20 protein-coding genes are annotated in these 22,953 nt (G+C 62.7%); 17 read left to right on the top strand and 3 right to left on the bottom strand.

Features of this window, described 5'->3' with window-relative positions:
- Window positions 1-108: 108 nt before the first annotated feature.
- The 7 genes from QN085_RS13540 (at window position 109) to QN085_RS13510 (ending at window position 6,939) form a co-directional block, all read left to right on the top strand.
- The gene (locus tag QN085_RS13540) at window positions 109-1,527 is read left to right on the top strand and encodes a short-chain fatty acid transporter (RefSeq protein ID WP_013972720.1); all 1,419 of its coding nucleotides are present in this window, start codon (window positions 109-111) and stop codon (window positions 1,525-1,527) included.
- Window positions 1,528-1,614: 87 nt separating this feature from the next.
- Window positions 1,615-2,157: a helix-turn-helix domain-containing protein gene (locus tag QN085_RS13535; RefSeq protein WP_015270419.1), complete on the top strand. Its 543-nt coding sequence runs from the start codon at window positions 1,615-1,617 to the stop codon at window positions 2,155-2,157.
- Window positions 2,158-2,407: 250 nt separating this feature from the next.
- Window positions 2,408-2,584, top strand: coding sequence for an EPS-associated small membrane protein EppA (eppA, locus tag QN085_RS13530; RefSeq protein WP_013972718.1), 177 nt, complete (start codon window positions 2,408-2,410; stop codon window positions 2,582-2,584).
- Window positions 2,585-2,842: 258 nt separating this feature from the next.
- Window positions 2,843-3,400 carry a polysaccharide biosynthesis/export family protein gene (locus QN085_RS13525; RefSeq protein ID WP_015270418.1) on the top strand — a complete coding sequence of 186 codons (558 nt, stop codon included), beginning with the start codon at window positions 2,843-2,845 and terminating at the stop codon, window positions 3,398-3,400.
- 24 nt (window positions 3,401-3,424) lie between these two features.
- Window positions 3,425-4,540, top strand: a complete 1,116-nt coding sequence (locus tag QN085_RS13520; protein ID WP_024087164.1) for a hypothetical protein — start codon at window positions 3,425-3,427, stop codon at window positions 4,538-4,540.
- 19 nt (window positions 4,541-4,559) lie between these two features.
- Window positions 4,560-6,122, top strand: coding sequence for a GumC family protein (locus tag QN085_RS13515; RefSeq protein ID WP_285686726.1), 1,563 nt, complete (start codon window positions 4,560-4,562; stop codon window positions 6,120-6,122).
- Window positions 6,123-6,132: 10 nt separating this feature from the next.
- A complete protein-coding gene (locus QN085_RS13510; protein ID WP_023661897.1) occupies window positions 6,133-6,939 on the top strand; it encodes a CpsD/CapB family tyrosine-protein kinase in 807 nt (268 codons plus the stop codon).
- A gap of 189 nt (window positions 6,940-7,128) precedes the next feature.
- Here the strand turns inward: QN085_RS13510 and galE are convergent, their stop codons facing one another.
- The 3 genes from galE to QN085_RS13495 form a co-directional block, all read right to left on the bottom strand.
- The gene (gene galE, locus QN085_RS13505) at window positions 7,129-8,106 is read right to left on the bottom strand and encodes a UDP-glucose 4-epimerase GalE (RefSeq protein WP_013972713.1); all 978 of its coding nucleotides are present in this window, start codon (window positions 8,104-8,106) and stop codon (window positions 7,129-7,131) included.
- Between the two features lie 79 nt (window positions 8,107-8,185).
- Window positions 8,186-10,801, bottom strand: coding sequence for a cellulase family glycosylhydrolase (locus tag QN085_RS13500; protein ID WP_041505917.1), 2,616 nt, complete (start codon window positions 10,799-10,801; stop codon window positions 8,186-8,188).
- A 5-nt stretch (window positions 10,802-10,806) separates the two neighbouring features.
- Window positions 10,807-12,333 (bottom strand): O-antigen ligase family protein, encoded by a 1,527-nt coding sequence (locus QN085_RS13495; RefSeq protein ID WP_041505918.1) that lies wholly within the window; start codon window positions 12,331-12,333, stop codon window positions 10,807-10,809.
- Window positions 12,334-12,429: 96 nt separating this feature from the next.
- On the opposite strand from QN085_RS13495, the gene QN085_RS13490 reads away from it, so the two are divergent.
- The 10 genes from QN085_RS13490 (at window position 12,430) to QN085_RS13445 (ending at window position 22,934) form a co-directional block, all read left to right on the top strand.
- A complete protein-coding gene (locus QN085_RS13490) occupies window positions 12,430-13,806 on the top strand; it encodes an oligosaccharide flippase family protein (protein ID WP_023660597.1) in 1,377 nt (458 codons plus the stop codon).
- A 236-nt stretch (window positions 13,807-14,042) separates the two neighbouring features.
- On the top strand, window positions 14,043-15,509 hold the full coding sequence (locus tag QN085_RS13485; RefSeq protein WP_013972708.1) for an FAD-dependent oxidoreductase: 1,467 nt from the start codon (window positions 14,043-14,045) through the stop codon (window positions 15,507-15,509).
- A gap of 105 nt (window positions 15,510-15,614) precedes the next feature.
- The gene (locus QN085_RS13480; protein ID WP_024087161.1) at window positions 15,615-16,232 is read left to right on the top strand and encodes an acyltransferase; all 618 of its coding nucleotides are present in this window, start codon (window positions 15,615-15,617) and stop codon (window positions 16,230-16,232) included.
- A complete protein-coding gene (locus tag QN085_RS13475; protein WP_003259801.1) occupies window positions 16,225-17,181 on the top strand; it encodes a glycosyltransferase family 2 protein in 957 nt (318 codons plus the stop codon). The genes QN085_RS13480 and QN085_RS13475 overlap by 8 nt, the downstream gene beginning before the upstream one ends.
- A gap of 8 nt (window positions 17,182-17,189) precedes the next feature.
- A complete protein-coding gene (locus QN085_RS13470) occupies window positions 17,190-17,714 on the top strand; it encodes a serine O-acetyltransferase (protein WP_013972705.1) in 525 nt (174 codons plus the stop codon).
- Between the two features lie 5 nt (window positions 17,715-17,719).
- Window positions 17,720-18,697, top strand: a complete 978-nt coding sequence (locus QN085_RS13465; RefSeq protein WP_023660598.1) for a glycosyltransferase family 2 protein — start codon at window positions 17,720-17,722, stop codon at window positions 18,695-18,697.
- 9 nt (window positions 18,698-18,706) lie between these two features.
- On the top strand, window positions 18,707-19,711 hold the full coding sequence (locus QN085_RS13460) for a VirK/YbjX family protein (protein ID WP_023660599.1): 1,005 nt from the start codon (window positions 18,707-18,709) through the stop codon (window positions 19,709-19,711).
- Between the two features lie 60 nt (window positions 19,712-19,771).
- Complete coding sequence (locus QN085_RS13455; RefSeq protein ID WP_023660600.1) at window positions 19,772-20,974, top strand: glycosyltransferase; 1,203 nt, start codon at window positions 19,772-19,774, stop codon at window positions 20,972-20,974.
- Complete coding sequence (locus QN085_RS13450) at window positions 20,971-22,158, top strand: glycosyltransferase family 2 protein (protein WP_023660601.1); 1,188 nt, start codon at window positions 20,971-20,973, stop codon at window positions 22,156-22,158. Before QN085_RS13455 ends, QN085_RS13450 begins: the two co-directional genes overlap by 4 nt.
- The gene (locus tag QN085_RS13445; protein WP_013972700.1) at window positions 22,158-22,934 is read left to right on the top strand and encodes a WecB/TagA/CpsF family glycosyltransferase; all 777 of its coding nucleotides are present in this window, start codon (window positions 22,158-22,160) and stop codon (window positions 22,932-22,934) included. The genes QN085_RS13450 and QN085_RS13445 overlap by 1 nt, the downstream gene beginning before the upstream one ends.
- Window positions 22,935-22,953: the final 19 nt, after the last annotated feature.

Genomic DNA, 22,953 nt, shown 5'->3' with positions numbered 1-22,953 from the left:
CTGCGGTGAATTTACCGACGCATTCGCGGGCACGCCCGCTCCCACAGGGTTTTTGCGTTGTCTGGCAATACTGCTTTACCTCATAAAACCAATAAAAGGAATTGAACTGTGGCCGCTGAAATCCAAGACAGCCGTTCCGCGCGCTTTGCCTTGCGCTGCTCCAACTGGGCCGAACGCTGGTTCCCCGATTCCTGGGTGTTTGCCGCCCTGGCAGTACTGCTGGTTTGCATCGGCGCCCTGGCCATGGGCGCCAAGCCGACCGACACCGCCAAGGCCTTTGGCGATGGCTTCTGGAGCCTGATCCCCTTCACCATGCAGATGGCCTTCGTAGTCATCGGCGGCTATGTGGTGGCCAGCTCGCCGCCCGCCGCGCGCCTGATCGACCGCCTGGCGCGCATCCCCGGCAATGGCCGTTCGGCCGTGTGCTGGGTGGCGCTGATCTCGATGTTGGCATCGCTGCTCAACTGGGGCCTGTCGCTGGTGTTCGGCGGCCTGCTGGTGCGCGCCCTGGCCCGACGCACCGAACTGAAGATGGACTACCGCGCCGCCGGCGCCGCCGCCTACCTGGGACTGGGCGCCGTGTGGGCGCTGGGCCTGTCTTCGTCGGCGGCGCAACTGCAGGCCAACCCGGCCAGCCTGCCACCGTCGATCCTGTCGATTACCGGGGTGATCCCGTTCACCGAAACCATCTTCCTCTGGCAGTCCGGCGTGATGCTGGCGGCATTGGTAGTGGTCTCGCTGGTGATCGCCTACGCCACGGCGCCGGGCCCGAACAGCGCGCGCAGCGCCCAGGACTGTGGGGTCGACCCCAGCTTCACCGCGCCACCGGCACCCCAGCGCACCCGCCCGGGCGAGTGGCTGGAACACAGCCCCATCCTGATCCTGTTGCTGGTGGCCCTGGCCGCCGGCTGGCTGTACCAGGAGTTCGCCACCAAACCGGCGATTACCGCCATTTCCGGGCTGAACACCTACAACCTGTTGTTCATCATGCTCGGTGCCTTGCTGCACTGGCGCCCGCGCAGCTTCCTCGATGCGGTGGCGCGTGCGGTTCCGACCACCACCGGGGTGCTGATCCAGTTCCCGCTGTATGGTTCGATCGCTGCCATTCTCACCCAGGTGAAGGGCGTCGACGAGCAGACTTTGGCCCACCACATTTCACTGTTCTTCACCCAGATCGCCACGCATGACACCTATGCCGTGCTGATGGGCGTCTACTCGGCGGTGCTGGGCTTCTTCATCCCATCGGGTGGTGGCAAGTGGATCATCGAGGCCCCGTACGTGATGCTGGTGGCCAATGACCTGCAGTACCACCTGGGCTGGGCAGTGCAGATCTACAACGCCGCCGAAGCCTTGCCGAACCTGATCAACCCGTTCTACATGCTGCCGCTGCTGGGGGTACTGGGGCTCAAGGCACGCGACCTGATCGGCTTCTCGTTCGTGCAGTTGCTGGTGCATGTGCCGCTGGTGCTGGTGTTGCTGTGGGCATTGGGTACGACGTTGCAGTACCTGCCGCCGGTGATGCCGTAAAGTCGGGGGCTGCACAGCAGCCCCAGCATTTCCCTGGCAGTCCACGTATGATGGCCGGGCTGCCTTCGCCTGGGAAATCCGCGTCACATGTCTATCCGATTGAAACTGCTGCGAAAGAAACTGGGGATGACCCTGGAGCTGCTGGCCGACAAGACCGGCATGACCAAGAGCTACCTGTCCAAGGTCGAACGTGGCCTGAACACCCCCTCGATCGCCGCCGCGCTGAAGCTGGCGCGGGCACTGAATGTCAATGTCGAAGAACTGTTCGCCGAAGAGCAGACCGGCCAGAACCGCTACAGCCTGGTACGCCATGGCGAGCGCCAGGCATTGGTGGGTGACGGGGCAGGGCCGGGGTACTCGGCCCTCACCAGCCAGGTCGGGCAGCGCAGCCTGTTGCCGTTCCTGATCCAGCCGCCGACCGAGTTCAGCGACCCTACGTTCAAGGAGCACCTGGGCGAAGAATTCCTGTTCGTCCACGCCGGCCAGGTGGAAGTGGACTTCATGAGCGAGCGGGTACTGCTGGAGCAAGGCGATGCCTTGCATTTCAATGCCCAGACACCACACCGGCTAAGGTCGGTGGGGCCGCTGCCGGCGCAGTTGCTGGTCGTGGTGCATCACACAGACGAATAACATGCCGGGGCGCCAAAGCGCCCCACGGCCTTGCCTTTCTCAGCGATGAAACTATGGCGCCACCAATGCAGCGCCCTATGCTCGATTTGCGCGTCGATATTTTGACTATATTGTCCGGCGCCCATTGAATTTTATTATAGTGTCGAATCGTTGACGCAATGTCATTGTGTTCATAAGCTCATCTCAACGGTGAAACAACTCCCGAACACCTCGCCAACAAACAGTTGATTTTCCTCTTCAGGAGGGGCGTATGCGCACGGCTCTGATTATCAAATCGATGTCTTTGCTGGCGCTGTTAAGTGGCGCAGCGCGTGCGGCGGATATGTATATCAATCAGAACAGTATCGTCCCTGTTTCAACGGCAGGGTGGTTCTTTGCATTTGCTGTCGTTGGCTTTGTAGCTGTCGCCAACAGGAGAAAGATCTGAATCCGCCAGCCTGGGTTCTACCCTTGACGCCAGCGGCCCGGGGCCTCGCTTGTCAATTCCCCAGCCGTTGCTATATTGCCAGTAGCCCGTGCAGGTCCACGGTTGCAGGCAGCAAAGCCCAGGCTGCACAGCGTCAAGGCAAGGCCTCGTAAAGATCGAGGTCATCGCGGTTGGCGTATACCGCGAAGCGGAGCGAGAGTTGGTGTGCTGTTCTCATTCAGTGCTCTTTGTCGGGCCTTTTCGGCCGGAGGGACCCTCATGGTGCGTTCAATGTTTGCCGCGTTCTGCATGCTGATGGTGTGGTCTGGTGCCGGTAAGGCCGACCCGAGCAGTGCTACCTACCTGCTCAGCCCTGGCGATGTGGTGATGGTTTCGGTGTGGCAGGAAGATAGCCTGCGCCAGGAAGCCACCGTACTTCCCGATGGCAGTATCACGTTCCCCCTGGCAGGTCGCATCGATGTTGCCGGGCTGGATGTGACGACCGTTGAAAAACAAGTGGCTGCCAAACTCGAGAAATTCCTCCCCGACCCGAACGTCAGCGTTGTCGTCAAGAGCATCGCCGGCAACCTGGTCTATGTACAAGGCAAAGTGATAAAGCCCGGGCCGGTACAGATGGCTGGCCCTACCGCAGTGTTGCAGGCCCTGAGCATGTCCGGCGGCCTGGACAAGTTTGCAGATGAAAGCGAAATCAAAGTGGTGCGCGGCACTGGCGCTTCCCAAAAAATCCTGCCCGTGCGATATAGAGACCTGGTGTCTGGCCGGGATATGTCCACCAACATCCAACTTCAGGCTGGCGATACGCTGGTCGTCCCTTGATCATGCCTTTAATAAGAACACTTAATGCCTCTTCTCAGAACAACTAGTATTGCAACGGCAATCTTGGTGTTGCCGTTTACGAACACGGTCTTGGCAGCAAATTGGCAGTCTACGGTAGTGGTACCGACATCCGTCGAACATGACAGCAACCCCTTGCTGCTGTCGTCGGGTGAAAAGGGCATAACGCGCACGATCATCGCGCCGGATTACACCCTGATCGGTACCTTCGACCGTGACGAACTGAGGTTGGGGCTGGGCATGAATGTATTGCGCTCGTCCGACACGGCGGTGGTCGACAACCGTGAGGACCCTGACGTGAGCCTGGGCTGGCAGCGTCAGACCGAGCGCGGGCGGTTTGGCCTGCTGGCGCGTTACAACGAAAGTTCGACGCTGTCGGGAACGGTGCTGGATACCGGTGTGGTCACCACCGATGGCACGCAAAAGCTGTATACGCTGACCGGCAACTGGAGCCAGGCGGTTACCGAGCGTAGCACCTTGAGCAACGAAACCACGTACAACCGTGCCCGTTATGACATCAGTACGCTGACGGGGTACGAAGAACTGGGCAACGTGTTCACCTGGACCTACGCCTGGAGCGAGCGAGCCGATCTGTACAGCCGCTTTGGTGCCCGGCGCTATGAGCCCGAGGAGGACCAGACGGCGACGGCGTCCAACAGCTACAGCCCCGCGGTCGGGGTCAAGTACCAGTTTTCCGAAAGCCTCAGCGCCGATGCGCATGTGGGTGTCACCGAGGTTTCCGGTGACGAAGGTGGCCGACGCGGGGAGGGTGGGGTTGCGCTGCTGTACACCGGTGCGCGCGCCGTCGCCAGCTTCACCGCCGAACGCAGCACGGTAGCCAGCGCCGAAGGCGGCTTCGCCGAGCTGGACCAGGTGCGCGGTGTGTGGAGTTACGCCGTCAGCGAATTGACCCGGGTGGGCGCGGACGCTGCCTGGCAAGACAGCAAAGGGCAGACCCCCAACACCCTGCAGACTTACAGCGTGTGGGCCAGCCGCGAGTTTTCGCCGTACTGGGACCTGCGCCTGTCGCTGATGTACAAGGAACGGCAGCAGGATAACGAAGCCGATGCGAACGCTACGATCGTGGGTTTGACGTTGACGTACAGGTACCCCGACATCTGAACTTCAGGCAGGTGGCCCCATGAAGTCTGACTACGAGCTCTCCCTCAGAGATTACATTGCCATAATCAAGGACAGGGCCCTGTTATTGGGGGTGAGCATCGTAGTCATCCTGGCCGCGACCGTCGCAGTCGCGGTGATGGTGCCGCCGATCTACCAATCGACCGGCACCATCCTGGTGGAGTCGCAGCAGATTTCCCCTGAGCTGGTGTCGACCAACAACACCAGCTTTGCCGATGAACGCATCGAAGTGATTCGCCAGCGGGTGATGACCCGCGAGAACCTGCTGCGCATCATCGACAAGTACAACCTGTTTCCCGACAAGCGCTTCAGCGATAGCGACAAGATCGACCACATGCGCAGCGCCATCGTCGTCGAAACCCTTACCACATACGTGCGCGGGCGGGGTGAAGCGACCGTGGCGTTCAATGTGTCCTTCGAGCACAAGCAGCCCGAGGTGGCCAAGGACGTCGCCGACGAGTTGGTGACGCTGTTCCTCAACGAGAACCTCAAGCAGCGTACCGAGCGGGCCAACGAAACCACCGAGTTCCTCACTCAGGAGGCTAACAAGCTGGGTGCCGAGCTGGCCAACCTGGAAAACCAGCTGGCGGATTTCAAGCAGGCCCACGCCAACGCCTTGCCCGAGCACCAGACCTTGCGCATGAACATGCTGTCACGATCGGAGCTGGAGTTCCGCGAGGTCGACCGTGATTACAAGGCCGCCCAGGAAGAACTGCGTTACCTTGAGCTGGAACTGTCCGCGGCCAATGCCGGGCTGGCAACCAAGGCCGGCGAAGGCCTCAGGGTGGCCGGTGCCGAGCAGCCCCAGGACCTGCCCAGCCTGAAGGCCGAATATGCCCGGCTGCTGAGCCGCTACAAGGAAGCCCACCCCGATGTGGTGGCGGTCAAGCGCAGGATCCAGGCGCTCGAAGCCAGTGGCAATCGCACGGCGGCGGCCTCCACGGTCGGCCTCGATGTCGCCCGCGTGCGCGCCAAGATGAGCGCGGCACAGGAGCGCATTGCTTCGCTGGCCGAGCAGAAGCGCGAGTTGACCCGCAAGATGGAAGGCTACGAGGCTGAGATCCTCGAGGCGCCGCAGGTCGAGCGTGGCCTGGTGACCTTGATGCGTGACCACGACAACGCGCGCAAGAAGTACGAGGAAATCCGCGCCAAGGAAATGGGCGCGAAGATTACCGAAAGCCTGGAGCAGGAGAACAAGGCCGAGCGCTTTGTACTGCTTGAGCCACCACTGATGCCCGAGAAACCGATCAAGCCCAACCGCAAGAAGATCGCTGCGCTGGGCCTGGTGCTGGCACCGGCAGGTGGCGGTGCGCTGGTGATGCTGCTGGAGATGTTCAACCAGCGCATTCGCGGCGTCGGTGCACTGGAGAACCTGCTGGGCAGGCGGGTGCTGGTGGCGCTGCCATACATCGATACCAAGGCCGATGTGGCCAGGCGCAAGCGTTGGCGCAACTGGCTGATCGTGGCGGCACTGGCGCTGGCGGCTATCATGGTAGTGCTGGTGCACGTGTTCTACATGCCACTGGATGTGCTGTTGTTCAAAGTCATGTCTCGGTTTGCATAGGGAAGCAGTGATGGACAGGACCAAGCAGGCTGTCGGCAATAATCTTCACCAGGTTACCCCGGGTACCCCGCAGGCCTTGTCACCCGCCCCTGGTACGGCACTGGCGGAAGTGCCTGGCCAGTTCGATTACGTGAACACCAAGGTGGTGCTGCTGCGCGCGGAGCACCTGGAGCGTCACCGTATCGTCGCCTACAACAAGAACTCCAACATGAACGGGCCGATCGACCTGCTGCGCACGCAGGTGCTCAGGACCATGGACGAGAATGGCTGGCGAACCCTGGCCATCACCTCGCCAACCCCTGAAGCGGGCAAGACGGTGCTGGCGATCAACCTGGCCATGAGCATCGCCCACCACACCACCAAGACCGCTTTACTGGTGGACTTCGACCTGCGTCGACCCAAGGTCGGCAGCAGCCTGGGCCTGCCCATGGACCAGGCGTTGAACGAGTTTCTGACGGACAAGGCCGAGTTGCAGGACTGCCTGGTCAACCCGACCTTGCCTCGGTTCGTGGTGCTGCCCACGCGGGTGCCGGTGCCGTTGTCCACCGAAATGCTGTCGTCGCCCAAAGTGAGCAACCTGATCAGCGAACTACGCAACCGCTACGAGTCGCGCATCTGCATTTTCGATTTGCCGCCATTGCTCAGTTCTGACGATGCGATCACCGTGATACCCAAGTTCGACTGTGTGCTGCTGGTGGTGGCCAACGGTATGAACAACAGGAAGGAGATCGAGGATTGCCTGCATCACCTGGCAAGGGTGAACCTGGTGGGAACGGTATTGAACAAAGCTGACGAGCAGCCTCGAACCTATTATTGAGTCTCGTATTCTGGGGCTGCTTCGCAGCCCATCGCGACACAAGGCCGCTCCCACAGGTACAGCACATTCCTTCAGCTGGTGGGGTCTTTGTGGGAGCGGGTTTACCCGCGAAGCAGGCGACGCGGTGGATGGCACCGGCTGCGCCGGTGTTCGCGGACGCGCCTGCTGCCACAGGTATGGCGCACTCTTTCAGCGGGTGGGGTAGCGAGCCCAGGGGTACTGCAACTCCCACTGCCACGCATGCCGCACAATCGACTCCAGCGTGGCAAACTCCGGCCGCCAGCCCAGCATGTGCATGGCCTTGCCAGCATCCGCCACCAACCGGGGCGGGTCGCCGGGGCGGCGGGGGGCGTCGAGGGTGCGGATCTGCCGGCCAGTCACCGCCCGGGCCGTATCGATCACCTGCTGCACGGAAAAGCCCAGCCCGTTGCCCAGGTTGAACGCGGTTCGCTCGCCACCCGCCAGCAGGTAATCCACCGCCAGTGCATGAGCCGCCGCCAGGTCGGCCACATGCACATAATCGCGTATGCAGGTGCCATCCGGCGTGTCGTAGTCGCGGCCAAAAACCGTTACTGCATCACGGCGGCCCGAAGCGGCCTGCAGGATCAGCGGGATCAGGTGGGTTTCCGGGTCATGACGCTCTCCCAGCTGGCCCTCCGGGTCTGCGCCCGCTGCGTTGAAGTAACGCAGGCATACCGACTTCAAGCCATAGGCCCGGTCGAAGTCCTCGAGAATCTGCTCGACCATCCATTTGCTCAACCCATACGGGTTGATCGGCCCCTTGGCATGCGCTTCGTCGATCGGCACGTACTGCGGGTTGCCGTAGACGGCTGCGCTGGAAGAAAACACCAGGTGCCTGATACCGGCATTCACCATGGCCTGCAGGAGGGAAAGGGTGGCCGCGACATTGTTCTGGTAGTACTTGCCGGGCACGCTGACCGACTCGCCCACCTGGATGAACGAGGCAAAGTGGAACACGGCATCGAAGCGGCAAACACCGAACAGCACATCCAGGGCGGGCTCGTCGGCGATGTCCAGTTTCGCCCACTGGACGCCGGGGCCGGGCGAGACGAGGTCCGCCACCACCACCTCATGGCCCGTACCGAGCAGGTGCTTGACCATGTGCGAGCCAATGTAGCCTGCGCCACCGACAACCAGAAACTTCATCCATGCCTCCTGGACTCTGCTGTTGTACAGCTGCGCTTTTCAGCTACAGGACTGTTGTGAGGGTAGATGGCCATATGCCCTATTTCAAGAACAGCCAGTTGGACATGTACTTGCCGTCGAACGTGATGCTATAGCGTCCATCCTGGTAAGCCATCGGCAAGGGTTTCAACTGGGCCTGTGCATCCCGGGCGAACAGCTTCAGGCCAGCAGGCGCCTTGATGTTCAAGGTGCCGGCAAACGGCTCTACGTTGAACGGTGTCTTGTCATCGGCCTTGGGCACGGCCCGGGTACCCAGCGACAGCAGCAGTTCACGCGACTGGCCCAGGGGGTTGCCGTCCAGGCTTTGCACCACGACGCTGGCGTACGGCGTTCGTGCTTGCACCTGGATGTCGCCCAGGCTGATCAAGCGACCTCCCAGCCATCCGGTGGCGGCCTGGGTCAGCGGTGTATCGATGGTATAGATGCCCTGTTGCCAGTTGCGCTTGAGTTCGCCCGTATCGCTGACCGCTTCCGTGGCGTCGGCCGGCAGCAAGGACTGCTCCGGGTCCTGCAGTACCTGCGCACCGACAGGGATGGCGGCGGGTTTCAGCCAGGGCAACTCCGGCGTCTGTGGCAGGGCGATCTGCAGTTGGCCCTTTTCCATGGCCGTGCGCAGCAGTGGCGAGTTGCGCGGGGTGATCTCCTGGTTGTACAGGGTGGCGGGCGTCGGCGCGAAAACGTATCGGGTAGTGGCCGGCTTCACATCCGCACGGCGATAGAGCAGGGCGGCAGCGGGCAGGGTGGCGATCATCGCCGGGTCGTTGTACGCGTGCCAGTTATCCGCCGTGCGCCAGCCAGGGTTGAAGGCCTGCTGGCTGTAAGCGTACTGCATCATGGCGTCCCAGCCCTGGTGGGCGGCGGTGCCGGCCACGTACAGCGGCAGCGAGTGGCGGTCGGGCAGCGGGAAGGGTTCGGCGTTCCACTCGGTGACGGTCAGCGGCTTGCCGACTACCTGGGCGGCAGCGAGCCAGTCGATCACGCCGTCGCTGGTCAACGGGTTCTTCTCCAATTGGCCATTGGCACCGTAGCCATGGGCATCGATGACATCGCCTGTGGTCAGTGCCGGCAGCGCGCTCAGGCCATTGCCGCCCCAGGTACTGGTGGTGGCGATCGGCACTTTCACGCCGAGGCCGCGCAGGTGAGTGATCATGTCGGTGTTGAAGCGCTGTTCCAGGTCGTTGAGAAAAAGCTTCGAAGGGCCATGCTCCCAGGCGCGCCAGGTGAGGTCGGTGGGCAGGTCATATTGTTTGGCGAAGGCTTTGGCCGCTTCCATGTAGCGCTCGCTATGGCGCGGCACATCCTTGTTCGGCATCAGGGCGTTACCGTAATGCTGGGTGAGGTCGTTCTCATTGGTGAGCAGTACGGCAGCGATGGCGGGGTCGTCCTTGTAAGCCAGGCCGGTGTATTCATTCACATGAGTCAGGTACTGCTCGGCAAAGCGTTTCATCGCCTGTTGGATGCTTCGGTTCACATAGGCGTAACCCTTCAGGTCGACATGGCTCTCACCCTTGGCCAGTTCCTTGAAGTCATCGATATTGTCATTGGCAGTAAGCGCCCGCTGCACGTGCAGGTCCAGCCAGATATAGATGCCCTCGTCCTTGAGCGCCTTGATCCATAAGTCGAGCTTGCGCAGCGATTCGGCACTGAGCTGCTGGGTATCGCGCACCAGGGTGCCGTCGCCGAACACGTTCGGGCTGACCCAGGGCGAGTCGTGGTGATGCAAACGCACCAGGTTGAACCCCAGTGCCGACAGGCGCTTGGCCTGTTGGCGGATTTCTTCGTCGGGGCTCTTGAACAGCGAATAGGCGGACAGGTTGGTGCCCCAGAAGCGCACTGGGGTGTTGTTTTCGAACACCAGCTGCTCGCCGACAGCCTTGACGAAGCCATGCTTGCCGGCAGGCTTTTCCGGGGCGTTGAGGAATGACAGGTCCACGGGCGAGGTGCGCCAGTCCAGCTGGTCGTCGGGCCAACCGGCGGGGTCGGCCAGGCCGAAGCGTTCGCTGGGCGTGGGACCCAGGTCGATGTCGCCGGTGATGTTCAGCACCGCCTTGATCTGCTGCCGACCAGCGTTGATCGGGTCGCTGTAAATGAACGCACGCAGTTCGGACGGGTTGCCGCGCTCGAAATATACCTTGGCCAGCGGCGGGTCGAAGCGCATTTCGATGCGTCGGCCCTGGTCAGCCTTGCCCCATGACCAGCCACGGTTGCCGGGCAGCAGCTGCGGTGCACCCATGCCCCCGGCAATTTGCCCAGGGTCGAACTCGAACACCATGCCACCGCCCATTACTCCGGCCTGCCGACTGTGGGCCTCGAGGTCAAAGGCCCAGCCCAGGGTTTGCGCCTGCTCCTTGCGGATATCCGCCGCCAGATCGAAGTCCAGTTCCTTGTTCTTGCCCTGCAGCGTGTAGTGGTCGGGGCCAACTACCTTGAACGTGGTGGAAAAACCGGTCCAGCTCCAGTTGGCCGCCCAGAAGTCGAACTTGGCTTTCATCACTGGCCCACCACCGCGGGTCACCAAGGGCAGGCCGTTCTGTTCATCGACACTGACTTGCCACGCTGAGGCCCAGCCGGTGAGCGGCAGTGAGGCCAGGCCGGCGATGGCCGAAACCCGCAGCAGGGTTTGAAAACCCCAGCGGCGCAGGGGGAGCAGGTTCATAGGCGTCACCTGGGTTGAAGGGCGGGGTCGGCCAGCGCGATGGCCTGGCTGTCGTGCAGCTGGCGAACCATCTGGACATAGGCCACGCCCAGTCCGGCGACCGTCCAGTACACCACCGGGATGAAGGTGATGCTGCTGACGGTGAAGATGATCACCAGGATGCCGATCAGTGTCGCCAGCAATGCCCGGCCGAGCTGGCGTCGCTCGTCGTCCTTGTCGGGGAAACTGCGCATGGCCTTGCGGATACCGTGCAGTACGGCAGCGAAGAACGCCACGAACAGGCCCAGCCCGACCAGCCCGACCCGCAGTGCCAGGTTTATGTAGGTGTTGACGATGTCGATGATGCCGTCACCCTGGATCATCGATTGCATTTCCGGGGTGTTGCGGAAGTCGAACGAGCCGAACAGTGGGTTGCGCTGGATGACGATCCACGAGTTGTCCATCAGCCGTTCGCGGTAAGTGATGTTCTCTTTCTCGAGGTTGCCAATGAACGGCAGCATGTCCAGTACCTTGTCGCCACCGGGCACGATGGTCAGCAAGGGCAGGGCCAGCATGCCGGCCGCAGCGAGCAGCGCCAGGCGCCTGACCGCACCTTTGCCCAGGGCGATGAACACCACCACGATGACCACGGCACCGATCCACGGGCCGCGGGACAGTGGCGCGAACAGCCCTGCGGCCAGCAGCAGGGCGCCCAGGGCCCGCTGCAGGGGGCGGCGCACGTAACCCTGGACGAACAGGAACAGGCCGATGGCCACGCTCATCACATAGCCCAGGGCAATCGCCTGCCCGGTGGTGACGCTGGCGCGCAGCGAACCGCCACGGCTCAGGTAGCCGGACATGCTCCACGGCACGCCCATGGCGTCGACCAGGGCACTGTACAGCAGCCAGTGGCGCACGTACTCGGCCACGCCGATCAAGGCCAGAACGAATGAGGCAAGCACGAAGGCCAGCAGGGTGTCCTTGAAGTCGCTGATCTGGCGCAGGCCACGGCTGGCCACGTAATACGGCAGTAACACGTCGACAAAAAGGTACAGCGTCTGGCGCAGGGTGTCGGTCAGGGTGGTCTCGCGCAGGTACAGCACGCTCATCAGCAGCAGGCCGGCCGCCAACAACCTGTCGGGCCAGGTGCGGCCGAAGCGCAGGGTGTCGCCTTGCCGGCGCAGGGCCAGCGCCGCCGGCAACAGCACGCACAGGGCCAGCAGGCGGATATGGTTGAGGTCGACCAGGTAATTGACCACGCCAAACCCGGGCACCTGCACTGAAGCCGGCGGGATCAGGAACAGCAGCATGTAGAACAGCGCCATGGGGTTGTGTTCGCGGCGCCCGGCGATATACAGGATGACGGCGCCAGCACCCAGGTACAGCCAGAAGCTATGCGAGAAGAAGGCCAGCAGGGTAAGCAGGAACCACAGGTTGCGTCGGCGCTTGAAGTCGCTCAGCGGAATCAGGTCGGTGGCAGGCCGCCGCGCCAGCAGGAAGACCACGCTCGCCAGAAAAAGGATGACGATCAACGCACGAAAATGTTCAGGCATTGGCTATGTGCACCTTTGCATCGGTGGGCAACGGCTAGCGTCGTGGCTGATTGAAACTATAGTGACCTTTTAGCCTGTCAGTCAGAGATTGTACTCATGCCGTCGATTGATGTGTCTGCCACCGCGAGCCTGCGCAAGCGGGCCCTGAGGGCCGGGTCATGGAACCTGGTTGCACAAGTGGCGTCACAGTTGATGCGCCTTGGCGGCAACCTGATCATGGCCCGCTTGCTGCTGCCGGAAATGTTCGGGGTGATGGTCATCGCCACCACCGTTTCGGTACTCCTGCATCTACTGTCCGATGTCGGCCTGCGGCAGAACATCATCCAGAGCCATCGCGGTGACGACCCGGATTTTCTCAATACTGCATGGACCGTGCAGATCATCCGCGGCTTCGTGCTGTTCGCCCTGACCTTGCTGCTGGCCTTGGGGGCCTGGTTCGCCCAGCTCGCCGAGCTGTGGCCGGCGGACTCCACCTATGCCGCACCGGTGTTGCCGATGGTGCTGGCGGCAACCGGGCTGTCGGCGGTGATCTGGGGCTTCCAGTCCACCAAGATAGATGTCGCGGTACGGACTTTCCAACAGAAGCGCGTGGTGCTGGTGGACCTGGCCTCGCAGGCGGTCGGCCTGGTGGTGATGCTGGTGCTGGGCTACCTGACCCATTCAGTGTGGGCACTGGTGATCGCCGGCCTGGTGTCTGCCGTGGCCTGGACCCTGCTCGGTCACACCGCCCTGGAGGGGCATGACAACCGCCTGCAGTGGGACCGTAGCGCGCTGACCGAACTGATCGTGTTCGGCCGCTGGATCCTGTTGTCGTCGATGGTCGGCGTGCTGGCCATGTACGGTGACCGCATGTGGTTTGGCGCCAGCATGACGGCGGCACAACTGGGTGTGTATTCGATTGCCGTGTTGATCCTGGGGGCCGTGCAGACCGCGCTGATGAAGGTTTTCGGCGCGGTGGCGCTGCCCGCCTTCAGCGAAGCGGCACGGGCCGATGACAAGGAGCGCCTCAAGGCGCTGTATTACCGCTTCCGCCTGCTGGTCGACCTGCTGGTGCTGTTCATCTGTGGCGGTTTCCTGACCGCCAGCCCTTTGCTGATCGGTTGGCTGTACGACGATCGTTACCGTGAAGCTGGCCCGATGATGGCCATTCTTTCGCTGTCGTTCCTCACATTGCGCTATACCTTGGCTCATCAGGTGTGGATTGCCCTGGGCCTGACCAGGTACCAGGCCATGGATAACATCATCCGCCTGGTCTCGTTGTGGGGGGGGCTGCCACTGTTGCTGGCGATCGGTGGAGTTGACTGGGCGATCTGGGGGGTTGCCCTGCATACCGTGCCAACCCTTGTGTTGATCGTGTACGTGAATCGCAAGCTGGATATGTTCAGCCTGAGGCGTGAGCTGGTGGTACTGCCGATGCTACTGGTCGGGGCACTTTGCGGGGCGCTGCTGACAGCCTTTTTCAACTGGCTGTAATTCTGCTTGTCGGGTGAAACTTTCAAAGGTGCAGGTCATTGGATCATGGGGAAGTTTACGTTTTGTACTGCGCAATTGGGTCGTAGGGGGTTTCTCCAGAGTTGTGTCTTGCTGGGTGTAGGTGGTGTGGTGTTCGCTGCTACGCCAGCCATCACCAGCCAACCTGCAGGCAGGCCTGGGTTCGTGGTGATCAACGGCTGGGTACTGCCGTCCCGTTACTTCCGGAACGAGCACGCATGATCAGGGACTATCAGCAGCAGAAGGCGCTGCGCGACAGTTACGATGTCTGCATCATCGGCGCCGGCCCGGCCGGTATCACCCTGGGCCTGCGCCTGGCCGCCGCCGGCTGGAGCGTCCTGCTTGCCGAAGGTGGCGGGCGCGAGTACTCGGCGAACTCGCAAGCCTTGTACGCCTGTGCATCCACTGGCCTGGAGCTGTATGCCGGGGAAGCTCGCCTGCGTTATCTGGGCGGCACATCCAACCATTGGGCCGGCCGTTGCCGGCCGTTCAGCCCCTCGGACTTCGCCGTTCCCCCCATTGGCGGCTTGCCTGGCTGGCCCATTCCTTATTCGGAGATCGCAGGCTACCTGCCTGCTGCCATGGATATCGTCGACCTGCCGCCAGGGGCGGACTTTCGCGCGTTGAATGATGGCCTCGACGGCGGTGACTTCGAACCGGACCGCTTTCTGCTCAGCCCGCCAACGCGCTTTGCGCAGAAGTACGCCACGGCCCTGGAGCAGACCCAGGGCCTGGACGTATTCATCAACTGCAATTGCGTGAACCTGGAGTTCGACCAGGCCTCCGGTCACCTGGCTGCAGTCGTGCTTTCCGATTACGAGTGCAATCGCCAGCGCCTGGTTGCAAGAAACTTCGTACTCGCTACAGGTGCCATCGAGAATGCCCGGCAACTGCTCAACAGCGAGTCGTTGGCGGCGGCGGGGATAGTGAGCAAGGACGGGCTGGTCGGCGGGTGTTTCATGGAGCATCTGAACATTGACCTGGGCACCTTCATCCTCAACTCGGGGCTGGCCCCTGACCCGCGCGAGTACTACACCACCGATGCCTTCGTTGAGGAGTACAAGGCAGGCAAGGGCAACGTCAGGGCCGCCTTGCTGGCTGATGTGCAAACCTATGGTCGTACTGCCGAGGTGAAGCATTTTCTGGAGAACCTGGTCTGCGACATGGGAGTCGCCAGCAAGATCGCCTTCGTGGCCAAGTTCAACTGCCCCGGTGATGGCGTCATCAGCACCATGATCGAGCAGTTTCCCAACCTGCACAGCCGTATTTCGCTGCTGGAGGAGAAGGACGCACTGGGCGTGGCCAAGGTCAATGTCAACTGGGCCCTGACCGCTGATGACCGGCACACCATCAAGTGCATCGGAAGCGAGCTGGCCAAGCAGTGGGTTGCCATGGACCTGGGCTACATCAAGCTCAATGACTTCGTTTACGACACCTCGATACCGCTGAAGCTGTCGCCACATGCCCATCACATGGGTACCACGCGCATGGCGTCTTCGGCGCAGTTTGGTGTTGTCGATACCAACTGCAAGGTGTTCGGTACCGAAAATCTTTATGTCGCCGGCAGCAGCATCTTTGCCACGGGCGGCGCTTGCAATCCGACCATGCCGCTGCTGCAGTTTGCGGTACGCCTGGCCGACCACCTCGATGCCAGGCTGAGCGCGGCCAGCGACGCCGTGGGGTGATGCATGTTGTAAACGGGTTGAGTGCGCGACGGTCAGCACCCACAAGAACGAGACCGGATGCGCCTCAGGGACAGTCCAGATGGCTTTGATTGCGAGGCTGGCAGAATGAAGGGATGGATACGCAAGGCAGTGGCGCACTATGTCCATGCAACGGGGCGAGGAAGCTCCTTCTACAGGAGGTTCTGCAAGCCGTCAGGGCTTGAGTGGGGGGCATACCTTGCCCGTTGGGGCAACTTCCACTCGGTAGGCAGCAACTTCTATGTCAATACAGGCTGCAAGTTCCTCGACCCTTCGCTGGTTCGCATCGGCAACAGTGTGGGGCTGTCCGACTGCACCCTGATCGGTCATGACGGGGTGGTATTGCTGATCGAACATCGCTTCGGCAAGCACCTGGATTCGGTCGGTTTCATCGACATCAAGGACAACTGCTTCATCGGCCACGGTGCAATCGTCATGCCTCGCGTCACCATCGGGCCTGAGTCGATCGTGGCCGCCGGTGCCGTGGTGACCAAGGATGTGCCGCCGGGCACGGTGTTCGGTGGCAACCCTGCTGAGTTCATATGCACCACCGAGGCGTTGATCAAGCGGGTTGAGGCACGTTGCGAAGCCTACCCATGGATCGACCTGGTCAAGCAGCGCAATGGTGCCTACGACCCGCAACTGGAGCCGCAGCTGATGGCGCAAAGGCGCCAGTATTTCTTCGGGGACGGCAACAATGGCTAGCAAACCTGTGGACGTCATGGTGGTCAACTTCAACACGGCCGGGCTGCTGCAGCCGATGTTCGATGCACTGCGTCGGGCCGACAGCGAACGGCTGGCCAGCTACCTGGTGGTGGACAATGCCTCGGCCGATGACTCGCTGCAGCGCATGGCCGAGGTATGCCCGCAGGCGCTGCTGCTGAGCAACAAGCAGAACGTGGGGTTCGGCCGGGCCAACAACCAGTTGCTGGCGCACCTGAAGGGCAAGTACGCCTTGCTGCTGAACACCGACGCCTTTGTCGCCGCCGATTCACTGCAGAAAACCCTCGACTACATGGAAGCCAACCCGGAGTGCGGTGTGCTGGGGGTCCGCCTGGAGGGACGCGACGGCGCCCTGCAGCCCAGTTGCCGCTACTTCCCCACACCGTTCAACGTGTTCGTCGGGCGTACCGGGCTGGGGCGTTTCTTCCCGGGCTTGAAAATGGTCGACGAAATGGATTGGGACCACGCTTCTGTCCGCGAGTGCGACTGGCTGCCTGGCTGCTTCTACCTGGTGCGCCGCGAAGTGCTCGACCAGGTGGGCCTGTTCGACCCGCGCTACTTTCTTTATTACGAGGAGGTCGACCACTGCAAGCGGGTGAAGGCGGCGGGCTGGAAGGTGGTGTTCTACCCGCATACCACGGTGGTGCACATCGGAGGGGAAAGCTCCAGATCGGTGGCCGAACTGGAGGCGGCCAGCCGGCAGATCTCGTCATACCAGATCGAAAGCGAGCTGCTGTACTTCCGCAAGCATCATGGGTTGGCGGGCCTTGCCCTGCACATGCTGCTGGTCACCTTGGGCGACCTGGTACTGGCGCTCAAGGCGCTGTTGAAACGACGCGGTCGGGGCGCAATACAGGCCTGCTGGCGTCACTGCCGGGCGACCTGGTCTCTGTTGTTCAAGACCCGGTACGCCAGCCAACCGACAAGGTAGGTGGAGCCATGTTCGAGAATATACGTGCCGACCTGCGTGCCCATGGGGGCGATTGGGGCGCCCAGGGCTTCTGGGTATTGCTGGTGTACCGCTTCGGCCGCTGGCGCTATGGGGTGCGCCCGGCACTGCTGCGAAAACTGTTTTCGCTCATCTACAAGGTCCTGTTCAAGTTCGTGCAGATCATCACGGGTGTGGAGCTGCCGTGCGAGGTGGTGATCGGCCGCAACTTCGTCATCGACCATTTTGGCGGCATCGTAGTCAGCGGCTATGCCCGGTTTGGCGATGACTGCCGCATCCGCAACGGGGTAGTGGTGGGCCTGAAGAACGTCGATGAGCCGATTGCACCAGTGTTCGGCAACAACGTCGATATTGGCACCGGGGCCAAGGTGCTGGGAAGCATCCGTATCGGCAACGACGTGATCATCGGTGCCAACGCCGTGGTGCTGGTGGATGTGCCGGACAATTCGCTGGCGGTGGGGGTGCCGGCCATCATTAAGGCCAGGCAACCGGCCGCCACGGCGCCCGTCGAGTGAGGCCCATGGCGAGCGGCATCGGAGTGGTGGTGATTGGCCGCAACGAAGGCCTGCGCCTGGAGCGTTGCCTGCGTTCGCTGCTACAGGGTACGGACAAGATCATGTACGTCGACTCCGGCTCTACCGATGGTTCACCACACCTGGCTCGCAGCCTGGGGGTAGAGGTATTGGCGCTGGACATGGACACCCCGTTCACTGCCGCACGCGCGCGCAACGAAGGCTTTCTCGCCTTGCAACGGCTGTTGCCGTCGCTGCAACGGGTGCAGTTCGTCGATGGCGATTGCGAGGTGGATGGCGGCTGGCTGGCCGCGGCGCAGGCGTTTCTCGACGACCACCCCGACGTGGCCGTGGTGTGTGGCCGCCGACGCGAGCGCTTCCCCCAGCGGTCGGTGTACAACCTGTTGTGTGATCTGGAGTGGGACACCCCCATTGGCGAGGCCAAGGCGTGTGGTGGCGATGCCCTGATGCGAGCAGATGCCTTTGCCGCCGTCGGCGGCTTTCGCCCCGAGCTGATTGCCGGAGAGGAGCCCGAGCTGTGCGTGCGCCTACGGGCAAAGGGCTGGAAAGTCTGGCGCCTGGACGCCGAGATGACCCTGCACGACGCCGGCATGACCCGTTTCAGCCAGTGGTGGCGGCGTAGCCTGCGCGCTGGCCACGCCTATGCCGAAGGGGCTTACCTGCATGGTCAGCCACCCGAGCGGCACTGGTTGCGCGAATCGCGCCGGGCTTGGCTGTGGGGTCTGGGCATCCCCGTGGTAATCGTGCTGGCCTGCCTGCTGCTGGGCGGCTGGGGCCTGCTGCTGCTGGCGGTCTACCCGCTGCAGGCCGTACGCCTGGCCCGCCGTGGTGGCAAGTCGGTGAGGGAGAACTGGCTACAGGCGGTGTTTCTGGTATTGGGCAAGTTCCCGGAAATGCTCGGGCAACTGAAGTTCCTGCGCCACCGCATCGCGGCCGGCAAATCGACGTTGATCGAGTACAAGTGAGAGAGGCCCATGATGCTCGGCACGATCGTCAAAAGCGTGTTTACCTTGCAACCGGGCTACTCGTTGCGGGCGCTGAACAACAAGTACAGGTTGGCGCTGCAGATTGCCAGGCAATGGCCTGAACTGAATGCCTTCCTGCAGCGCATGACGGCGGCGTTGGGCCAGCAAGGCTTGCAGCGGCTAGGGGTGGATTGCATCGGTGTCGTGCAGTGGCCTTACCTCAGCAAATGCTGGGAAGCCCCGCAGCGCCTGGAGGTGGTGGCTTCGCACTTCGAAGTGCTGGCCGGGCAGTTTCCGGCGCTGTTGCTGCTGGGGCGGGACGAAAGCCTGACGTTGTGCGAGCTGTCCAGCCATTCGCCGGGTTGTCGTCTGGTTTTGGACCGACCGATCTGGTTCAAGCGCGAAGGCGAGTTGGTGTTGAACCTGTTCCAGAGCGACCTGCGCGTGGCATCCCTGGCATTCAGCCTGTGCCGCAGCCGGGGCGAGCTTTGCCTGTTCATTGGTGCCGTGCAGGGCATCCACAAGGGTATCGACAGCGAAACCTCACTGGCCATCTATCGCGACCTGACCAAGGACTTCGAAGGGCTGCGCCCGCGCAGCCTGTTGCTCGAGGCATTGAAGTGCCTGGCCAGGACCCTGGACGTGGTGCACCTGTATGCCGTCAGTGATGCTTGCCGCCACCATCGGCACGCGTATTTTGGCAGCGACAAGGGCCAGGACCTGGCGGCCAATTATGATGTGATCTGGCTGGAACACGGTGCTACTGCATCGAGCCATGCTGACTTCTTCGCCCTTCCGCTGGCTGCGGTACAGCGGGCGGAACAGGATATTCCGGCGAAGAAACGGGCAATGTACCGCCGCCGCCAGGTGCTGCTCGACGATGTTTTCGCCCGCTTGCAGGCCGTGTTGCCAGGCAGCGGTCACAACCTTGGACTACAAGGGGAACAGGGGGATGTATCTGACGAGATGGCATCGGCGGGGCCCCGGCCGCCGGTAGTCGACAGCCTGAAGTAATCGCCAGCCCTGCCGCGGCAGGTCTGAATGTTCACTACGCGGGTCTTGATCTGGATTTCTATGCGCATTGCTTACTTCATAAACCAGTACCCGAAGGTCAGCCACAGTTTCATCCGCCGCGAGATCCTGGCGCTGGAGCGCCAGGGGGTAGAGGTGCAGCGTATTGCCCTGCGCGGGTGGGACGCCGAGTTGCAGGATGCCGACGACGCGAGCGAACGGGCCAAGACCCGCTATGTGCTGCAGCATGGCATCAAGGGGTTGCTGGCACCGGCCTGGCAAGTGCTGCGAGCACAGCCGCGCCGGTTCTTCCGGGCGCTGCAGTTGGCCATGCGCGTTGGCTTGCGGGCCGACCGCGCCTGGCCCTACCACCTGGTCTACCTGGCCGAGGCCTGCCAGGTACTGCAATGGTTGCAGGCTGGCGAGGCAAGACATGTGCATGCACATTTCGGCACCAATTCCACCGAGGTGGTGATGCTGGCCAATGTGCTGGGCGGGCCGGCCTACAGCTTTACCGTGCACGGGCCGGAGGAGTTCGACAAGCCGCAGTTTCTGCACATGGGCGAGAAGGTGCGGCGTGCCGCATTTGTCGCGGCGGTCAGCTCGTACGGGCGCAGCCAGTTGTTTCGCTGGGTGGCACACGACCACTGGGCCAAGGTGAAGGTGGTGCATTGCGGCCTCGAGCGCAGTTTCCATGAGGTGGCGCCGGTTGGCGTGCCCACGGCGCCGCGCCTGGTGTGCGTCGGCCGCCTGTGCGAACAGAAAGGCCAGCTGCTGCTGCTCGAGGCCGCGCGAGTACTGGTCGCCCGGTCGATCGCCTTCGAACTGGTGCTGGCCGGCGACGGTGAAATGCGTGGCCAGGTCGAGGCGTTGATCGCCCGGCATGGCTTGCAGCAGCAGGTGCGCATCACCGGCTGGATCAGCAGCGCACAGGTGCGCGAGGAAATCCTGGCGGCGCGTGCGCTGGTGCTGCCCAGCTTTGCCGAAGGTTTGCCGGTGGTGATCATGGAGGCGATGGCCTTGCGCAGGCCAGTGCTGACCACCTATGTGGCAGGCATTCCCGAGCTGGTGCGGCCGGGCGAAAACGGCTGGTTGTTCCCTGCCGGCGCCGTGGACGAGCTGGCAGCGGCCATGGCCGATTGCCTGGCACAACCTGCCGAAGTGCTGCAGCGCATGGGCGAGGCGGCACGCCAGCGTGTGCTGCAACGGCATGACATCGATACCGAGGCGGCCAGGCTGGCCAGCTATTTCAAGGCATCCGCATGATGAGTGTATTGGCTTGGATACTGGGCATGCTGGCGGCCATCGTCCTGTTGCCGGTGCTGCTGCTGTTGGTGCAGGTGCTGATGGCCTGCTTGCCTGCACGCGCGCAGCCGATGGGCAACACCGCCCGTCCGCAGGTGGCAGTGCTGGTGCCAGCTCACGACGAGGCTTCGATAATTGGTGCCACGCTGGCGAGCATTGCCCCGCAGTTGCGGCCTGGCGACCGCTTGCTGGTGGTGGCGGACAACTGCACTGACGACACCGCGCAACTGGCGCGCGAGGCGGGTGCCGAAGTGGTGGAGCGCCACGATGCACGGTTGCGCGGCAAGGGCTACGCCTTGGACTTTGGCGTGCGCCACCTGGCCGACCAGCCGCCCGAGGTGGTGATCGTGGTGGATGCCGACTGCCAGGTGGGCGAGGGGGCGATCGAGCGCCTGGCGCGGCGCTACCGCGAAGTCGCTCGCCCGGTGCAGGCGCTGTACCTGATGTACGCACCGGCAGGGGCTGGGTTGACAGTGCAGGTTGCCGAGTTCGCCTGGCGGGTCAAGAACCTGGTGCGCCCGCGTGGATGGGCGCGGCTGGACCTGCCATGCCAGCTGATGGGCGCCGGCATGGCATTCGGCTGGCGTGACCTGGCCTTGATCGACCTGGCCAACGGGCACCTGGTGGAGGATGTGAAGCTGGGCCTGGACCTGTGCCAGCAGGGCAAGCCGCCAGTGTTCTGCCCCGAGGCCGTAGTCAGCAGCCGGTTCCCTGCCAGCCAGCAAGGCCTGGGCAGCCAGCGCACCCGCTGGGAACATGGGCACCTGAGCCTGATGCTGGCCGATGCGCCCAAGCGTGTGCTGGCGGCAATCACCCAGCGTAACGGCAGCTTGCTGGCCATGACCCTGGACCTGCTGGTGCCGCCGCTGGCGTTGCTGGTGCTGGCCTTGCTCGGCCTAAACCTGGTGGCCTGGCTGGCGTACCTGCTGTTCGGCCTGGCGGCACCTGCGTGGATCGCCCTTTGCGCGCTGGCATTGCTCGGCCTTGCCGTCGCAGTGGCCTGGGCGCGTTTCTGTCGTGAACTGATCCCGTTCTCCGTGCTGCTGTACGCGCCGTTCTACGCCGCAAGGAAGCTCCCCTTGTATCTGCGGTTCCTGATCAAGCGACAGGTTGAATGGGTACGTTCGAAACGGGATGAAGACTGATGGCTCATTGGCAAGAACGCTGGAACACCCTTGTCGGCAAGCTCGAAGTGGTGCCGGATGCCACTGCCGCGCAGCGCCTGCTGGACAGGCTCAGCGTCCCGAAAGCCGCGACCGTGCTGGGCTTCGTCAATGCCCATGCAATGAACCTGGTGGTTCGTGATGGCGCCTGCCACCAAGCATTGTCGGCGGCCGACGTACTGCTGCGCGATGGTTCCGGCCTGGCGATCCTGTATCGCCGGCTGGGGCTTGAGCCAGGGCTCAACATGAATGGCACCGACTTCATTCCTCGGCTTCTGGCTGCCTACCGCGGGCGGCGAGTTGCGTTCTGGGGCACCCGACAGCCGTACCTGGACCAGGCCGTGCAACGAAGCACAGCCACGTTCGGGGTGGTACCGGTGTCGGTCCACGATGGCTTTGCCAGCGTCGATACCTACCTGCAACTGGCCAGGGAGTTGCAACCTGAGCTGATCGTGCTGGGCATGGGAATGCCCAGGCAGGAGGTTGTGGCCGCAAGGCTGGCGGCAGCTGGGGGGCCGTGCCTGATCGTGTGTGGCGGCGCGATCCTGGATTTTCTCGGCGGCAAGGTCAGCCGGGCGCCCGAGTGGTTGCGGCGGTTGGGTGGGGAGTGGCTATACCGGCTGTTGCGCGAGCCGAAGCGTTTGTTCATTCGTTATGTTGTGGGCAACCCGTTGTTCCTGGTGCGTACCCTGCTGTTCCGCTGCGACGGGGGACGGCCAGGCACACCGTATGAGCGTCAGAATCCGCCCGAGCGGTGATTCCGGGTACGCTGATGGC

Source organism: Pseudomonas sp. M2(2023) (genome assembly GCF_030263955.1).
GTDB classification, from domain to species: Bacteria; Pseudomonadota; Gammaproteobacteria; order Pseudomonadales; family Pseudomonadaceae; genus Aquipseudomonas; species Aquipseudomonas asiatica.
The sequence above is the reverse complement of the archived record's forward strand: the minus strand, read 5'-3'. Positions and strand labels throughout refer to the sequence as shown.

Excerpts from the sequence above, each read along its gene's own strand:
- QN085_RS13485 (WP_013972708.1), top strand. The coding sequence starts at position 14,043 with ATGATCAGGGACTATCAGCAGCAGAAGGCGCTGCGCGACAGTTACGAT.
- QN085_RS13465 (WP_023660598.1), top strand. The coding sequence starts at position 17,720 with ATGGCGAGCGGCATCGGAGTGGTGGTGATTGGCCGCAACGAAGGCCTG.
- QN085_RS13535 (WP_015270419.1), top strand. The coding sequence starts at position 1,615 with ATGTCTATCCGATTGAAACTGCTGCGAAAGAAACTGGGGATGACCCTG.
- QN085_RS13515 (WP_285686726.1), top strand. The coding sequence starts at position 4,560 with ATGAAGTCTGACTACGAGCTCTCCCTCAGAGATTACATTGCCATAATC.
- QN085_RS13475 (WP_003259801.1), top strand. The coding sequence starts at position 16,225 with ATGGCTAGCAAACCTGTGGACGTCATGGTGGTCAACTTCAACACGGCC.
- galE (WP_013972713.1), bottom strand. The coding sequence starts at position 8,106 with ATGAAGTTTCTGGTTGTCGGTGGCGCAGGCTACATTGGCTCGCACATG.
- QN085_RS13460 (WP_023660599.1), top strand. The coding sequence starts at position 18,707 with ATGATGCTCGGCACGATCGTCAAAAGCGTGTTTACCTTGCAACCGGGC.
- QN085_RS13520 (WP_024087164.1), top strand. The coding sequence starts at position 3,425 with ATGCCTCTTCTCAGAACAACTAGTATTGCAACGGCAATCTTGGTGTTG.
- eppA (WP_013972718.1), top strand. The coding sequence starts at position 2,408 with ATGCGCACGGCTCTGATTATCAAATCGATGTCTTTGCTGGCGCTGTTA.
- QN085_RS13480 (WP_024087161.1), top strand. The coding sequence starts at position 15,615 with ATGAAGGGATGGATACGCAAGGCAGTGGCGCACTATGTCCATGCAACG.
- QN085_RS13450 (WP_023660601.1), top strand. The coding sequence starts at position 20,971 with ATGATGAGTGTATTGGCTTGGATACTGGGCATGCTGGCGGCCATCGTC.
- QN085_RS13510 (WP_023661897.1), top strand. The coding sequence starts at position 6,133 with ATGGACAGGACCAAGCAGGCTGTCGGCAATAATCTTCACCAGGTTACC.
- QN085_RS13455 (WP_023660600.1), top strand. The coding sequence starts at position 19,772 with ATGCGCATTGCTTACTTCATAAACCAGTACCCGAAGGTCAGCCACAGT.
- QN085_RS13445 (WP_013972700.1), top strand. The coding sequence starts at position 22,158 with ATGGCTCATTGGCAAGAACGCTGGAACACCCTTGTCGGCAAGCTCGAA.
- QN085_RS13470 (WP_013972705.1), top strand. The coding sequence starts at position 17,190 with ATGTTCGAGAATATACGTGCCGACCTGCGTGCCCATGGGGGCGATTGG.
- QN085_RS13525 (WP_015270418.1), top strand. The coding sequence starts at position 2,843 with ATGGTGCGTTCAATGTTTGCCGCGTTCTGCATGCTGATGGTGTGGTCT.
- QN085_RS13500 (WP_041505917.1), bottom strand. The coding sequence starts at position 10,801 with ATGAACCTGCTCCCCCTGCGCCGCTGGGGTTTTCAAACCCTGCTGCGG.
- QN085_RS13490 (WP_023660597.1), top strand. The coding sequence starts at position 12,430 with ATGCCGTCGATTGATGTGTCTGCCACCGCGAGCCTGCGCAAGCGGGCC.
- QN085_RS13495 (WP_041505918.1), bottom strand. The coding sequence starts at position 12,333 with ATGCCTGAACATTTTCGTGCGTTGATCGTCATCCTTTTTCTGGCGAGC.